This is a genomic window from Nocardia transvalensis NBRC 15921, assembly GCF_000308875.1.
Lineage (GTDB): Bacteria > Actinomycetota > Actinomycetes > Mycobacteriales > Mycobacteriaceae > Nocardia > Nocardia transvalensis.
The window spans coordinates 48941-63034 of record NZ_BAGL01000042.1 but is presented as its reverse complement, the minus strand read 5'-3'; the positions used below and the strand labels follow the sequence as shown (position 1 = coordinate 63034).

The following is a 14094-nucleotide window of genomic DNA, read 5'->3' as shown; positions in this document are numbered from 1 at the left end:
GTCGGCGGTCTTCGGAATCCGCTTGCCTGGCGTCCGCGACTGTGTACCATTCAGCGAAGTACCGTTGACTATACCAAAAGGTATATTCGCTGCAGCCGGGTGCGCGACGAGGCCATCCGGAGAGGACCCAGTGATGCAAGGACCGATCGGCCGCCGGGGCTTTCTGCGCGGCGCCGGCGTCGGGATGGCCGCCGCGGCGCTGTCCTGCCGGGCGATACACGCGGCCGGGGCGCCTCCCGGAGTGGCGAGTCCGCTGCTGTTCCATTCGCCGCCGATGCGGCCCTACGTCGACGATCTGCCGGTGCTGCCGGTGGTGCGCGGGGACCGGCTGGACCTGGCCGCCGCGTCCACGACGCACCGATTCCACCGCGATTTCGGCGAGGTCCCCGCGCTGGGCTACGGCGGCGAGAGCTATCTGGGCCCGACCGTCGAACACCGGGTCGACGAGCCGCTGACCGTCCGATTCGCCAATACCCTCGGCCCGCACCCGTTCTCGGCGGATATCGACACCAGCATGCACGGCGTCGCCGAGAGCTACCGGACGAAACCACCGTGTTCCCTGCACCTGCACGGCGGCGTGACCCCGCCCGACAGCGACGGGCACCCGCAGCAGTCGACATTCCCGGGTCAGCACCGGACCTACCGTTTCCCGCTGCGACAGCCGGCGGCCCACCTCTGGTACCACGACCACGCGATGGGCATCACCCGCGCGAATGTGTATGCGGGACTGGCGGGCACGGTCCTGCTGCGCGACGAGTTCGACACCGGCGAGCCCGGCAATCCGCTCGGCCTGCCCGCCGGTGAGTTCGAACTGCCGCTGCTGTTGCAGGAGAAGCTGTTCACCGCCGACGGGCGCCAGAATCTCCGCTCGACCCTCGTCGTGCCGCAGAGCGCGTGGGAGGGCGGCGCGGTCGGTGACGTCGGGGTCGTCAACGGCGCGGTGTGGCCGCGGTGCGAGGTCGCCCGCGGGCTGTACCGGTTCCGGGTGCTCAACGGGGCGTCGTTCAGCCTGTGGAATCTGTTCTTCGGCAACCACATGCGGTTCTGGGTGATCGGCACCGATCACGGCCTGCTCGACGCACCGGTGGAGGTGCGCAGCGTGAAACTGGCGCCGGGTGAACGGATCGATCTGCTGGTCGACTTCTCACGGCTCGCGCCGGGCGAGTCGGTGGAGCTGTGCAACGACGAACCGCCGGTGTTCCAGGCGGCCATCCTCGGCGAGGTCGCGATGCCGCGGTTCTGCCGGTTCGTGGCCGGCGGCGCGCGCGGATTCACCGGGCCGGTACCGGATCGATTGCGTGGTGGTCCCGGGCTGCCACCGGCGTTGCCGCCCTTGGAGATTCCGGCGGCCGTCCGGACGCTGACCGTCAGCCAGCCCTACGAACTGCGCGTCCCGCCGGCGATCATGTCGCTGAACAACCTCACCTTCGACAGCCCCGAGATCGAGATGCCCCGGCAGGGCACGGTCGAGCAGTGGAATATCGTCAACATCACCCCCGACCCGCACCCGATCCACCTGCACCTGGTCAACTTCCGCATTCTCGGGCGGGCGCCGCTGCGGACCGTCGACTACCAGGCGGCCGATCCGCAACCGCCGATCGGGGTGAAGTGGACGCCGCCCGCCGAGGATTTCCTGGCCGGTCCGCAACAGCCGCCCGCAGCGTGGGAGGCAGGTCGTAAGGACATCGTCCGCGCCGACGGCGGCACGGTCACCCGGATCATCGTCCGTTTCCCGACCGCCGACGAACTCGGATTCGACCCCGACGCACCGTTTTCCGGGTCGTCGCACGACCACGCCCACGACGCGGCCGAGTTGCAGGGCTACATCTGGCACTGCCATCTCCTCGACCACGAAGACCACGACATGATGCTGCGGTACCGGGTGGTGCGCGAATGACCGCCGCACTCGCCAAGGCCACCGCCGGTGTCCACGCGGCGGTCAGCTCGCTGGGCGAGTTCTACCTCCTGGCGCTGGATACCGCGAAGGCATTGGGCCGCAAACGTTTTCCCTGGGGCGAGTTCGTCGACCAGTGCTGGTTCCTGGCGCGGGTGTCACTGCTGCCGACGGTCATGATGTCGATCCCGTTCACCGTCCTGGTCGTCTTCACCCTGAACTCCCTGCTCGGCGAGATCGGCGCGAGCGACCTGTCCGGCGCGGGTGCGGGACTGGGCGCGGTCACCCAGATCGGGCCGCTGGTCACGGTTCTCGTCGTCGCGGGCGCGGGGGCCACCGCGATGGCCTCCGATATCGGCTCCCGGGTCATCCGCGAGGAGATCGCCGCGATCGAGGTCCTCGGCATCGACCCGGTGCAGCGCCTGGTGCTGCCGCGGGTACTCGCCTCGACGGTGGTGGCGGTGCTGCTCAACGGCGCGGTGTGCGCGATCGGGCTGGTCGGTGGCTTCTTCTTCTCGGTCTATCTGCAGAACGTGTCGCCGGGGTCGTACGCGTCGAGCGTCACGTTGCTGGTCGGCTCGGGCGATCTGGCGTTGTCGGAGGTCAAGGCGGCGGTGTCGGGCGCCATCGCCGGGCTCGTCGCCTGCTACCGGGGACTGTCGGTCACCGGCGGCCCGAAGAGCGTCGGCAACGCGGTCAACGAGACCGTCGTCTTCGCCGCGGTCGCGCTGTTCGTCGCCAATCTGGTGCTGACCTCGATCGGCCTGGTACTGGGAAGCGGGCGGCGATGATCGATCAGATCGGCGATCAGGTCCTGTTCTACCTGCGGTCCCTGCTGTCGGTGGGCCGGGCCGCGCGTTCCTACCGCGACGAGACGCTGCGGCTGATCTCCGAGATCAGCCTCGGCACAGGGGTATTGGCGCTGGTCGGCGGCAGCGTCGTGATCATGGGCTTCCTGACGTTCTTCGCCGGCGCGACCGTGGCGGTCCAGGGGTACAACGCGCTCGGCGGGATCGGCGTGGAGGCCTTCACCGGATTCCTGTCCGCGTACGTCAACGTGCGGGTCGTCGCACCGGTCACGGCCGGGGTCGGCCTCGCGGCGACCGTCGGCGCGGGCACCACCGCGGAACTGGGCGCGATGCGGATCAGCGAGGAGATCGACGCGCTGGACGCCATGGCGATCGCGTCGGTGCCGTTCCTCGTCGGCACCCGGCTGCTGGCGGGGCTGATCGTGGTGGTCCCGCTCTACGCGCTCAGCGTGGTCGCGGCGTTCTTCTCCAGCCGCATCACCACCGTGCTGGTGCTGGGCCAGTCGGCCGGGGTCTACGACCACTACTTCCGCACCTTCCTCAATCCCTCCGACGTGCTGTGGTCGTTCGCGCAGGCGATGGCGATGGCCGCGGTGGTGATGCTCGTGCACACCTACTACGGATTCCACACCAGCGGCGGCCCGGCGGGTGTCGGCGTCGCCACCGGGCGGGCCGTGCGACTGTCGCTGATCTGCGTCGTCACGGTGACGCTGCTGATCTCGCTCGCGCTGTACGGCAGCGCCCGGCAACTACATCTGGCGGGCTGATCGAGATGACATGGAAAGCGCTGGCGAAGAAGGCGGCCGCCCTCGGGCTCGCGGTCGTGCTGGCCGGTGTGCTCGCGCTGACCTACGCCGCGTACCGGGGCGCGTTCCGGCCCGCGGTGCCGATCACCGTCGAATCCGGCCGGGCCGGACTGGCATTGCGGTCCGGCGCGCTGGTGAAGCGGCACGGCGTCGAGGTCGGCCGCGTCGTCGGCGTCGAGAACGGGCCGGGCGGGGCAGTGGTCGAGGTCCGGCTCGACCGGCACGCGGCGGCCGCCGTGCCGTCCGACACTCGCGCCGACATCACCTCGACCACCGTCTTCGGCGAGAAGTACATCACCCTGACCGATCCGCCGGACCCCAGCACGCGATCCATCGCCGCCGGTGCGACGATCCGCGCCGGATCCGTGACCGTCGAGATCGACTCGGTCTTCGAATCCCTGACCGCGATCCTGCGGGCCGTGGATCCGGCGAAGCTGAACGTCACCCTCTCGGCGGTGGCGGGCGCGCTGCGCGGGCAGGGCGACGACCTGGGGCGCGCCATCGACGACGCCAATGCCGTTCTGGCGCAGATCGATCCGCTACTCCCCCAGCTCCGGCACGACATGCGGTCCACCGCCGACACGACCGAAATCTACGCCGACGCCGCCGACGACCTGTCGGACACCCTCACCCGGGCGTCGACCACGGCCGACACGCTGGTCGACACCGCCGACACCCTCGACCACGTCCTGCTGGCCGTGATCGGCATGTCCGACACCGGCACCCAGGTCCTGTCCGCCAATGCCGACCCGCTGACCTCTGCGATCACGCTGCTGGATCCGACGACCTCGCTGCTCGGCGAGTACGCGCCCGAGATCACCTGCTTCCTCCAGGGCGCCGACGAGGCCCGCACACTCGCCGAGCCGGTATCCGGCGGCAACGGGGCCAGCATGCTGCTGCGCTCGACGCTGCTGCTCGGCACCAGCCCGTACACCTACCCCGACAATCTGCCGGTGGTCCGCGCGAGCGGCGGCCCGCGCTGTGGCTCGCTGCCGAAGACGACCATGGCCGACGTCCCCACGCCCTACGTGGTCGCCGACACCGGCGCGAATCCCTTCCGCGACAGCACCGGCGGCCGGCGACTGGTCCCGGGTTCGCTGCTGGATCTGCTGTACACCACCTCGACTCCGGGACGGCCACGATGAGCAGTACCGCGACGACCGTCAAGGCCGGCCTGTTCGCCGCCGCGATGCTGGTGATCGTGGCCGCGCTGGTCGTCGTGTTCGGCCAGTTCCGCTTCGACTCCGGGCACGGCTACCGCGCCGAGTTCACCGATGTCTCCGGCTTGAAGAAGGGCGATTTCGTCCGGGTCGCGGGCGTCGAGGTGGGCCGTGTCGCCGCGGTCGGCGTCGGCGACGGATACCGCGGGCACGTCGAACTCGACGTCGACGACACCTACCGCGTCACGAGCGCGACCCGCGCACTGGTCCGCTACCAGAATCTCGTGGGCGACCGATATCTCGAATTGCAGGAGGGCCCAGGCGATCCCGCGCCCGTCTCCCCCGGATACACCATCCCGCTCGACCACACCGCACCCGCGCTCGACCTCGACCTGCTGATCGGCAGCTTCCAGCCGCTGTTTCGCGGGCTCGATCCCGTGCAGATCAACAATCTCTCCGGCGAGCTGATCGCGGTCTTGCAGGGGCAGGGCGGGACCGTGCAGTCCCTGCTGGTGCACGCCGCGGCGCTGACCAGCACGCTCGCCGATCGCGACCAGGTGATCGGACGCGTCGTCGCCAACCTGGACACGGTGCTGGGCAGTATCGACAAGCATGACGCCGAACTGTCCTCGGCGCTGGACACCGTGCAGCAGATCGCCACCGGGCTGGCCCGGGACAGCGATGCCTGGGGACAGGCGCTGGACCACATCGACCGGTCGACCGCCGCGCTGGCCGGGCTGCTGGCCGACGACCGTCCGGCGCTCGCGGGCACCGTCGGCGAACTCGGCCGGACCGCCGATCAGCTGAATGCCGGATCCGGCACCCTGGACAGTGTGCTGGGGCGGCTGCCCGACACCTACGCGGCGCTGACCCGGCTCGGCGCGTACGGCAACTTCTTCAACTACTACCTGTGCGGGTTGCGGATCCAGCTCGACGGACCGGACGGCGCCTCGGTCACCACCCCGCTGATCGGGCAGACCACGGGGCGGTGCGCTCCGAAATGATGCGCGGCAACGACACTCGCGACCCCTTCCGGGCCGGACTGGTGGGCACCACCGTGATCCTGCTGGCGGTGCTGGCGACGCTGAACATCGAGGCGCTGCCGTTCCTCTCCAGCCACAGCACCTATCGGGCCCTGTTCACCGACAGCGGCGGGCTGCGCACCGGCGACGTCGTGGAGGTCGCCGGTGTCGACTGCGGCAGCGTGCGCCGCATCGGCATCGAGGGCGCCACTGTCGCAGTCGATTTCGATCTCGGCTGCGGGGTGACGCCCGGCCGTGACACCACCGCGCGGATCGCGACCGCGACGGTGCTCGGCGCCCGGCACCTGCGCCTGCAACCGGCCGGAACGGGCGCGCTGCGGCCCGGCGACACCATCGGGGTCGAGCGCACCACCTCGCCCTACAACCTCACCGACGCCCTGAGCGATCTCGACCGGACCGCCGGAAATATCGACACCGATCAGCTGAGCCGGTCCATGCGCGTACTGGCCGGCACTCTCCAGCAGACCCCCGACGACATTCGCGCGGCCGTGGACGGTGTCGGCCGGTTGTCGGCGACGATCGCCGAGCGCGACCAGCAACTGCGCGATCTGCTCGCGCACGCCGGGAAGGTCACCGAGGTGCTGTCGCAGCGCAGCGGGCAGCTCAACACCCTGATCATCGACGCCGGCGCCGTGCTCGGCGAATTGCAGGATCGGCGCGCCGCCGTATCGACCCTGTTCACCAATGTGAGCGCGCTGGCCACGCAGCTGAACGGGCTGGTCCGCGACAACGAGGCACAGCTGGGCCCGACGCTGGACCGGGTCAACGCCGTGCTCGGCATCCTGCGCGAGAACAGCGACAATATCGCCACCGCGATCGGCCGTCTCGGCCCGTACATGACCGAACTCGGGGAAGCCGTGGCGAGCGGGCCGTTCTTCAATTCCTATATCCAGAACCTGATTCCCGGGCAGATCATCGCGCCGTATGTCGACGCGGCACTGGGTCCGCCCGCACCGGGGATTCCGCAGGGGGGACGATGAATTCGCGTTCCGGCAACCGTCGCTCGCCGCTGGTGTGGGTGTCCGTCGTCGCGGTGCTCGCCGTGCTCGCGGTGGGCTCGTATATCGTCGCGCCGCGCGTGACCACCGACTCCTTCACCGCCGAATTCCCCTCCGCTACCGGGCTTTACGCCGGTGACGAGGTGAAGGTCATGGGGGTCGCGGTCGGCCGGATCGACGCGATCGAGCCGGCGGGCGACAAGGTCCGGGTGCGATTCCACGTCGACAAGGATCGGCCGGTGCCCGCCGGGGCCAAGGCGGTCGTCATGTCGCCGAATCTGGTGTCGTCCCGGTTCGTTCAGCTCACACCCGTCTACACCGGGGGGCCGAAGCTGGCCGACGGGGCCACGATTCCCTTGGGACGCACCGCCGTTCCGGTGGAATGGGACCAGATCAAGACGCAGCTGCAACGGCTGGCCACGGCGCTCGGGCCGACCGATACCGACCCGCGCGGACCTCTCGGGCAGATCGTCGACACCGCGGCCGCCGATCTGCGCGGCGCGGGACCGAGCCTGCACGAGACGCTCACCACGCTGTCGGCGGCGATGAAGACCCTGTCGGAGGGCCGCGGCGACCTGGTGTCGATCGTCGCCAACCTGCAGACCTTCGTCACCGCGCTGTCGCAGAGCGGGCAGCAGATCGTGGCGATAGACAATCGCCTGGCCACGGTGTCCACGCTGCTCGCCGACAATCGCGGCGATATGGGCGACGCCCTCGCCGGACTCGACGGCGCGCTGGGCGAGGTGACCCGGTTCGTCGCCGACAACCGGGCGCGACTCGGCGGTTCCGTCGACGGCCTCTCGGCCGTGGCGGGGACGCTCGCCCAGCAGCGTGACGGGCTGGCGCAGGTGCTGCACGTCGCGCCGAACGCGTTGGCCAACCTGGAGAATATCTACCAGCCGGCGCACAACGCGGTGGTGTCGGCGCTGGCGCTGAGCAACTTCGCCAATCCGGTGAACTTCGTCTGCTCGGCGATCGCCGCGGCCGAGCGGAGCGACGCCCAGCAGGGCGCCCGGTCGTGCGTCCGCTACCTCGGGCCGCTACTCGAACTGCTGCGCACCGACTATCCGCCGCTGGCGGTGAACCCGTCACGCGGAGTGGGCGCGTTGCCTGGCCAACTCGCCTACAGCACACCGGATCTCGTTCCCCCCGAGCCCCCGCGACCACCATCTTTACCGCCGCCTTTGGCGCAATTGCCACCACCTTTGGCGCAGTTGCTGATCCCGGGAGGTACGCGATGACGCCGCTCGGGCAACGCCGCCTCACGCGGGTTCATCATTACGGCATCGTGGCGGTCGTCCTCGGACTGGTCGTGCTCGCCGGGAGTGGTTGCGGCTGGCGCGGAGTGAACTCCCTGCCGCTGCCCGGGACCGCCGGGCACGGGGAGGGGTCGTATGCGGTGCGCATCGAGATGCCGGATGTGTCCACGATTCAACGCAATTCACCGGTCCTGGTCTCCGATGTCACCGTCGGCAGCGTCACCGGGCTGTCGCTGTCCGGCCAACACGCCCTGGTCACCGTCCGCCTGGACGGAGGCGTGCGGCTGCCGGAGAACGCGACCGCGAAGCTCGGCCAGACCAGCCTGCTGGGCAGCACGCACATCGAACTCGCCCCGCCCGCCACGGAACCCGCGCGGGGCGAACTGCGCGACGGCGCGCTGATCCCCTTGGCGCGCGCGGGCAGTTTCCCGACCACCGAGCAGACCCTCTCGTCGATGTCGCTGGTGCTCAGCGGCGGCGGCCTGGCCCAGATTCACGACATCAGCAGCGAACTGAACGGGGCGCTGTCCGGGCGCGAGAACGCGGTGCGCGATCTGCTCGCGAAGCTGGACACGCTGGTGCGCGGGCTCGACGGGCAGAAGCAGGACATCGTCGACGCCATCGCCGGACTCGACGCGCTCAATACGCGCCTGGCCGCCCGTCACGACGAGATCGGCACCGCCATAGCGCATCTCGAACCGGCGCTGACGGTGATCCGCGACCGCCGCGTCGATCTCACCCGCGCGCTGACCGGGCTCGGCGATCTCGGCTGCACCGCCACCGCGCTGATCGGCAACACCCGCGACAACCTCGACGCGGAACTGCGCGACCTGCAACCGGTGCTGGCGTCGCTGGCCGACGCGGGATCCTCGCTCACCGATTCGCTGCGCTACCTGCTCACCTACCCCTTCCCCATCGACACCTACGCCAACGCCGTGCGCGGCGACTACGCCAATGGTGAAGTCACACTGGACCTTCGGCTGCGCACCCTCGACAACGCGCTGCTGCTGGGCACGCCCCTCCAGGGCATGTTGAGCGGGCTCGAGGCGGTGGTCGGCCACACCGCCCCCGGACCCGTGCAGACCGCGCCGACTCCCCTGCCGGGGCTGCTGAATCCGGAGGCGCCGCGATGAGGCGAAGCCGACGTCCGCGCCCGCTGCCGCGCAAGCTCTGGGTATTCGCCGTTATCGCGGTGGTGTCCATGGCGCTGGCCGCGACCGAATACGCGCGGCTGCCCGAACGCGCCGGAATCGGCCGCTACACGGTCCATGTGCAGCTGCGTGACGGCGGCGGGCTGTACCGCAATGCCGATGTCAGCTATCGGGGCGTCACCATCGGCAAGGTGACCGCGCTGGACACCACCGCGTCCGGGGCCCGCGCGACGCTGTCGCTGAAGTCCTCGACCCAGGTGCCCGCCGATCTGGACGCGGCCGTGCGCAGCATGTCGGCGGTCGGCGAACAATACGTCGACCTGGTGCCCCGGCACGACGGTGCGCCCTACCTCGCCGACGGCGCGGAGATCGCCGCCGACCGCACCTCGACCCCCGCCGACATCGGCGTGATCCTCGACCGCATCGAGGCGTCGCTCGACGCGATCGGTCCCGGCAATCTGCGCACGGTGCTCGACGAAACCTTCACCGCCGTCAACGGAGTGGGACCGCAGCTGCGCGAGCTGGTCGACGCCCTGCACCAGCTGGCCCGCGCCGCGGCACAGGTGGGCCGGCCGGCGGCGACACTGATCGATCAACTCGGCCCGTTACTGGACACCCAGACCGTGACCGGCGACGCGATCCGCCAGTGGGCCTCGTCGCTCGCGGCGCTGACCGGGCAGCTGCGCGACAGCGACGGCCACCTGCGCGGCGTGATCGGACAGGCCGCGCCCGCCGCCGGCGAGATCTCGGCCCTGTTCGCGCAGCTGCGCCCCACCCTGCCGCTGCTGCTGTCGAACCTGGTGACCGTCGAACAGGTTGCGGCGGTGTACAACCCGTCCCTGGAACAGATCCTCGTGCTCTATCCCCCGCTGATCGACGCGACGCAGTCCGCGGGCCTGCCGAATGCCGACGACCCCGGCCAGAACACCTTCTTCGCCAACCAGCTGAACGATCCCCCGCCGTGCATCGAGGGCTTCCTCCCTCCGGACCAGCGCCGCTCCCCGACCGAGACCGACACCGCCGAAACCCCGGAGAACCTGTACTGCAAAGTAGCGCCGGACGACCCCCGCGCCGTCCGCGGCGCCCGCAACCTCCCGTGCATGGAGTTCCCCGGCCGCCGCGCCGCCACAGTCCAGCTCTGCCGCGACCCGTCCGGTGAGTCATCGGACGACAACGCCGCGAACGCGGACGAACCGCCGCGCGGTACTCCGCCTCCACCGCACCCGATAGCGGGAACCGCCACCTACATCCCCTCCGACGGCACCTACGTCGGCCCGGACGGCAACCTGTACGCCGATGCGGGCCTGCGACATTCGTCATCGGTCGGCCCCGTGCCCCTCCGCACGCTGCTGGCGCCCCCACCCTGATGCCGCCGGCGGACTCAGACCGTGTCGAGCTTGGTGACCAGCCAGCGAGAGCCGGACTTGCGAAGTTCCAGGCGGAGGGCGCTGGACATGGTGGTGGGCTGTTTCAGGTCGTCGGCCGTGGTCGCCTGGCTGACGAAGACGAGGGCGACCGCGTGGTCGGTGTCGGCGGAGACGACCGAGGTGGCGGTGACGGTCGCCGTGGAGGACATGTGCCGCCCGGTGGCCGCGGGGCGGACCACCTCGGTGCCGAGTTCGTCGAAGTACGTGGCGAAATCGCCACCCAGGTGGGTACGCGCCCGGGCCAGGTCGTCGGCGACGGTATCGGGTCTGTAGGACAGCACCGCGGCCGCGGCGTCGGCGGCCGCGCGCCCGACCTCTCCTTCGGCGCTCGCGCGGGCGGCGTCCTCGCGATACCGCACGAGCGACCAGGCCGTCGTGATCACGAGTGCCGCCGTCACCAGGACCAGCACCGGAATACGCGCCCGCCGCAACAACTCTCGCCCGGTGCGCGTGCTCATGCGACGAAGTCCACGTTCGATACCAGGATGCGGCCCTCGGTTCGCTGGAGCGCCAGGCGCAGCCGCCACACCCGGGGTTCGTTCTGCGCGCCCGCGGCATTGGTGACCTTGGAGGTGGCGGCGACGAGGACCTTCGCCTCGTCACCCGAGGCCGATTCGATTCCGGCCGCCGTGACGGTCCCGGTGGTCGACACGTGCGACTGCTGGACCACCGACGTGAACGCCTTGGAGCGCGCGGTGAAGTCGTCGCGGAACGGGCCGGTCGACCCATCCAGAATGCGCGCGATATCGGCGTCGGCGTGGTCGGAGGAGATCGTGGTCAGGTTGACCACCGCCTGCCGGGCCGCCTGCAGGAAGGCCGACCGATCCGCGCGGTCCCGCGCCGCGTCCCGGTGATCGACGGCCAGTATCACCGTCGCCACCGCGAGCGCCACGATCACGACGGCGATACCCACCGAAGACAGCACGCGTCGGCGCGAACGGGATTGCGGGAGAACCTCTTCCGAGGGTTCCGAGTGTGACGCCTCGTCGATGTCGTCGTCGATGTCCGACATCCGCACCCTCCACTACATACTCTGGTGTACCGTCATTACGTACTATAGAGTACGGTCCGCGATTGCGATCCGAATCGCAGCATCGGTCGGAAGAGATCAGGAGGCCGACGTTGGCCGACACTGTCGAGGAACATTTCCAGCGCATTCCGTACCGCCCCGCCCAGGACGGCAAGGTGGAGATCCACTCCGGATTGAGCCGCCACTATCCGACCCTGCACGGCAATCTGGTGACACCGCGGCGGTTCTCGCGCGACGTCGTGGTGCTGATGGCGCATCCGGCGTCGAATTTCCTGTCGCACTTCCTGCTCGAGGCCATCGCCGCCGCCGGCATCCCGATCATGGGGATGAACACCCGGTACGCCTCCAACGAACCGGCGCTGCTGATGGAGCGCGCCGCCGAGGACCTGGGCACGGGCGTGCGCTGGCTGAAGGAGCAGCACGGCTTCGCGCGGGTCGTCCTGCTCGGGTTCAGCGGCGGCGGACCGCTGGTGTCCTTCTATCAGGGGCAGGCCGAGAACCCCGGCATCACGCACACGCCGACCGGGGAACCCGTTGCGCTGCACGGGCTCATCCCCGCCGACGGCCTGATGCTCGCCGGTGCGCACGCCGGGCGGGCCCGGGTGCTGCTGAACTGGATCGATCCGGCCGTCGTGGACGAGAGCGATCCCTACCGCACCGATCCGGCCCTGGATCTCTACGATCCCGCGCGCACGCTCCCGCTGGATCCGGCGTGGGTCGAGGAGTACCGGCGCGCGCAGCACCGCCGCGTGCGGCGCATCGACGAGTGGGCCCGCGAGCAACTGGGACGCTCCCGCGACCGGCCCGGCGCGGATCCGGGACGCGTCGTGCACCGCACCGTCGCCGACCCGCGCTTCGTCGACCTGAGCCTGGACCCGAGCGACCGGGCGCCCGGCAGCATGTACGGCGATCCCCGCACCGCCAACGAGGGCGCCGGTGGCCTGGCCCGATTCGTCACCGCGCGCAGCTGGCTCAGCACGTGGAGCGTGAATCATTCGCGGGCCGACGCGCTCACCGACCTGACCTCGGTGCGGGCCCCGACGGTGGTGCTGTGCCTGCGCGGCGATCAGGCCGCCTTCGTCAGCGACTCGCGCGCCATGCACGCCGCCAGCGCCGACCCGGACGCGGAACTGATCGAGATGGACCACCTCAATCACTACCTGGTCGATCAGCCCGAGGGCCTGCCGCGGATCGTCGAGCGGCTGCGCACCTGGCTCGAGGGCCGACTGCTGTGAATCCGAACGAAGGAGAATCCACGATGACGGTGGCAGCGCCGTGCCCGACCGCCTTCCGCTACTGGGAGTCGCGGGAGCGGCCCGCGGTCCGGCGGCTGGAACGTTTGGTCGAATCGCTCACCGGCGGAGCCCTGTTCCCCACCGACGAGCAGGCGCGGGCGCTGTGCGCGGACCTGTTCTCGGGCGATCCGGTCGCCGAACGTTTCGTCGCCGAGGTCCTGCACGGCGAGGTCGGCCGGGAGCATGGCCGCGCCATGCTCGAGACCGCGCTCGCCACGGGCATCGACTCGGTGCCCGACGCCCCCGACGCGATGCGCGCGCTGTTCGCCGAGTTCGAGACCGTACCGGACTGGGTGCGGCCGGAGCTGGTGGAGCAGGGCGCGGCCATCTGGCGGCGCTGGGGCACCATGCTGTTCAGCTTCGCCGGGGCCGAGACCCTGGAGATGTACACCGAATCCGCCGTCGCCACACCGCTGTCGCTGGCCGGCGGATACGCCGGGGACAGCGCGCTGCGCAGATTCCTCGAGACCTGCCGGTTCTGGATCGATGTCTCCCAGCCCGACGCGCTGCTGACGCCCGGATCGGCCGGGCGGGCGACGGCGCTGAAGGTGCGCGTCATGCACGTCTCGGTGCGTGCGCGGGTCGCCGACCATCCGGAGTGGGATCTCGAGAAGTGGGGTCTGCCGATCAGCCAGACCTACCAGCTGCTGACCCTGCTCGGCGGCAGCGTCACCCCGGGCCTGGGCCTGTGGGCGCTGGGATACCAGACCACGCCCTCGGAAATCCGTGCGCTGCTGCACTTTCAGAGGTATCTGGGCTACCTGCTCGGGGTCCGGGTCGGCTGGTATCCCGAGACCGTCGTCGATTCGCTGCGGGTCTTGGCGATGACGATCGCGTCGCGCGCCTACGACGCCGGGCGGCACGGCGCCGAGCTGATCGAGTCCTATCCGGCCGCCTTCGCTCCCCGCGACGGCCACCGCGGCCTGAACCGGCTGCGCGAGAAGTACAACTATCGCATCAACTCCGTCTATTCGGCCATGTACATGGCGCCGGGAACGCGCCGCAAATACCGGATGCCGCCGGCGTTTCCGTGGCTCGTCATCCCGATCGCACGGTTTCCGCTCATCACCGCGATGGAACTCACGCGCCGCTGCTGCCCGCCGTTCGCCCGGCTGCACGAGAAGGTCATGCTGTGGCACCGGGAGAACTGGTATCGGGCCCAAATGCACGGGCGCGAGGCGGAATTCGACGCCAGCGGCGCGTTGCGGCGCTGACCCCTTTC

13 protein-coding genes are annotated in these 14094 nt (G+C 70.1%); 11 read left to right on the top strand and 2 right to left on the bottom strand.

Translation table 11 applies throughout. The features are described from left to right. Positions 1-133: 133 nt before the first annotated feature. The 9 genes from ON41_RS12770 to ON41_RS12730 are packed head-to-tail and all read left to right on the top strand — an operon-like array spanning position 134 to position 10487. Positions 134-1897: a multicopper oxidase family protein gene (locus tag ON41_RS12770; RefSeq protein ID WP_040747799.1), complete on the top strand. Its 1764-nt coding sequence runs from the start codon at positions 134-136 to the stop codon at positions 1895-1897. Next, positions 1894-2685, top strand: a complete 792-nt coding sequence (locus ON41_RS12765; protein ID WP_051161331.1) for an MlaE family ABC transporter permease — start codon at positions 1894-1896, stop codon at positions 2683-2685. Before ON41_RS12770 ends, ON41_RS12765 begins: the two co-directional genes overlap by 4 nt. After that, positions 2682-3470, top strand: a complete 789-nt coding sequence (locus ON41_RS12760; protein WP_040747798.1) for an ABC transporter permease — start codon at positions 2682-2684, stop codon at positions 3468-3470. The genes ON41_RS12765 and ON41_RS12760 overlap by 4 nt, the downstream gene beginning before the upstream one ends. 5 nt (positions 3471-3475) lie before the next feature. Beyond that, entirely contained in the window at positions 3476-4654 is a 1179-nt protein-coding gene (locus ON41_RS12755) for an MCE family protein (protein WP_040747797.1), read from the top strand. Next, a complete protein-coding gene (locus ON41_RS12750; RefSeq protein WP_040747796.1) occupies positions 4651-5673 on the top strand; it encodes an MCE family protein in 1023 nt (340 codons plus the stop codon). The genes ON41_RS12755 and ON41_RS12750 overlap by 4 nt, the downstream gene beginning before the upstream one ends. Beyond that, positions 5658-6692: an MCE family protein gene (locus ON41_RS12745; protein ID WP_051161329.1), complete on the top strand. Its 1035-nt coding sequence runs from the start codon at positions 5658-5660 to the stop codon at positions 6690-6692. The genes ON41_RS12750 and ON41_RS12745 overlap by 16 nt, the downstream gene beginning before the upstream one ends. Then, positions 6689-7951, top strand: a complete 1263-nt coding sequence (locus ON41_RS12740; protein WP_040747794.1) for an MCE family protein — start codon at positions 6689-6691, stop codon at positions 7949-7951. The genes ON41_RS12745 and ON41_RS12740 overlap by 4 nt, the downstream gene beginning before the upstream one ends. After that, positions 7948-9102 carry an MCE family protein gene (locus ON41_RS12735; RefSeq protein ID WP_051161327.1) on the top strand — a complete coding sequence of 385 codons (1155 nt, stop codon included), beginning with the start codon at positions 7948-7950 and terminating at the stop codon, positions 9100-9102. The genes ON41_RS12740 and ON41_RS12735 overlap by 4 nt, the downstream gene beginning before the upstream one ends. Further along, complete coding sequence (locus tag ON41_RS12730) at positions 9099-10487, top strand: MCE family protein (RefSeq protein WP_051161324.1); 1389 nt, start codon at positions 9099-9101, stop codon at positions 10485-10487. The genes ON41_RS12735 and ON41_RS12730 overlap by 4 nt, the downstream gene beginning before the upstream one ends. A gap of 14 nt (positions 10488-10501) precedes the next feature. Here the strand turns inward: ON41_RS12730 and ON41_RS12725 are convergent, their stop codons facing one another. Then, positions 10502-11005 (bottom strand): hypothetical protein, encoded by a 504-nt coding sequence (locus tag ON41_RS12725; protein WP_051161322.1) that lies wholly within the window; start codon positions 11003-11005, stop codon positions 10502-10504. Continuing rightward, on the bottom strand, positions 11002-11559 hold the full coding sequence (locus ON41_RS12720) for an Rv1363c family protein (RefSeq protein WP_040747793.1): 558 nt from the start codon (positions 11557-11559) through the stop codon (positions 11002-11004). The genes ON41_RS12725 and ON41_RS12720 overlap by 4 nt, the downstream gene beginning before the upstream one ends. Before the next feature lie 110 nt (positions 11560-11669). Here ON41_RS12720 and ON41_RS12715 point away from each other — a divergent pair, with 110 nt between their 5' ends. Next, positions 11670-12812 carry an alpha/beta hydrolase gene (locus tag ON41_RS12715; RefSeq protein WP_051161320.1) on the top strand — a complete coding sequence of 381 codons (1143 nt, stop codon included), beginning with the start codon at positions 11670-11672 and terminating at the stop codon, positions 12810-12812. Between the two features lie 23 nt (positions 12813-12835). After that, entirely contained in the window at positions 12836-14086 is a 1251-nt protein-coding gene (locus ON41_RS12710) for an oxygenase MpaB family protein (RefSeq protein ID WP_040747898.1), read from the top strand. Positions 14087-14094 lie beyond the last annotated feature (8 nt).

What these genes read in the sequence shown, in the direction of transcription:
- ON41_RS12765 (WP_051161331.1), top strand. Translation starts at nt 1,894, where the DNA reads ATGACCGCCGCACTCGCCAAGGCCACCGCCGGTGTCCACGCGGCGGTC.
- ON41_RS12735 (WP_051161327.1), top strand. Translation starts at nt 7,948, where the DNA reads ATGACGCCGCTCGGGCAACGCCGCCTCACGCGGGTTCATCATTACGGC.
- ON41_RS12755 (WP_040747797.1), top strand. Translation starts at nt 3,476, where the DNA reads ATGACATGGAAAGCGCTGGCGAAGAAGGCGGCCGCCCTCGGGCTCGCG.
- ON41_RS12770 (WP_040747799.1), top strand. Translation starts at nt 134, where the DNA reads ATGCAAGGACCGATCGGCCGCCGGGGCTTTCTGCGCGGCGCCGGCGTC.
- ON41_RS12725 (WP_051161322.1), bottom strand. Translation starts at nt 11,005, where the DNA reads ATGAGCACGCGCACCGGGCGAGAGTTGTTGCGGCGGGCGCGTATTCCG.
- ON41_RS12710 (WP_040747898.1), top strand. Translation starts at nt 12,836, where the DNA reads ATGACGGTGGCAGCGCCGTGCCCGACCGCCTTCCGCTACTGGGAGTCG.
- ON41_RS12730 (WP_051161324.1), top strand. Translation starts at nt 9,099, where the DNA reads ATGAGGCGAAGCCGACGTCCGCGCCCGCTGCCGCGCAAGCTCTGGGTA.
- ON41_RS12760 (WP_040747798.1), top strand. Translation starts at nt 2,682, where the DNA reads ATGATCGATCAGATCGGCGATCAGGTCCTGTTCTACCTGCGGTCCCTG.
- ON41_RS12720 (WP_040747793.1), bottom strand. Translation starts at nt 11,559, where the DNA reads ATGTCGGACATCGACGACGACATCGACGAGGCGTCACACTCGGAACCC.
- ON41_RS12740 (WP_040747794.1), top strand. Translation starts at nt 6,689, where the DNA reads ATGAATTCGCGTTCCGGCAACCGTCGCTCGCCGCTGGTGTGGGTGTCC.
- ON41_RS12750 (WP_040747796.1), top strand. Translation starts at nt 4,651, where the DNA reads ATGAGCAGTACCGCGACGACCGTCAAGGCCGGCCTGTTCGCCGCCGCG.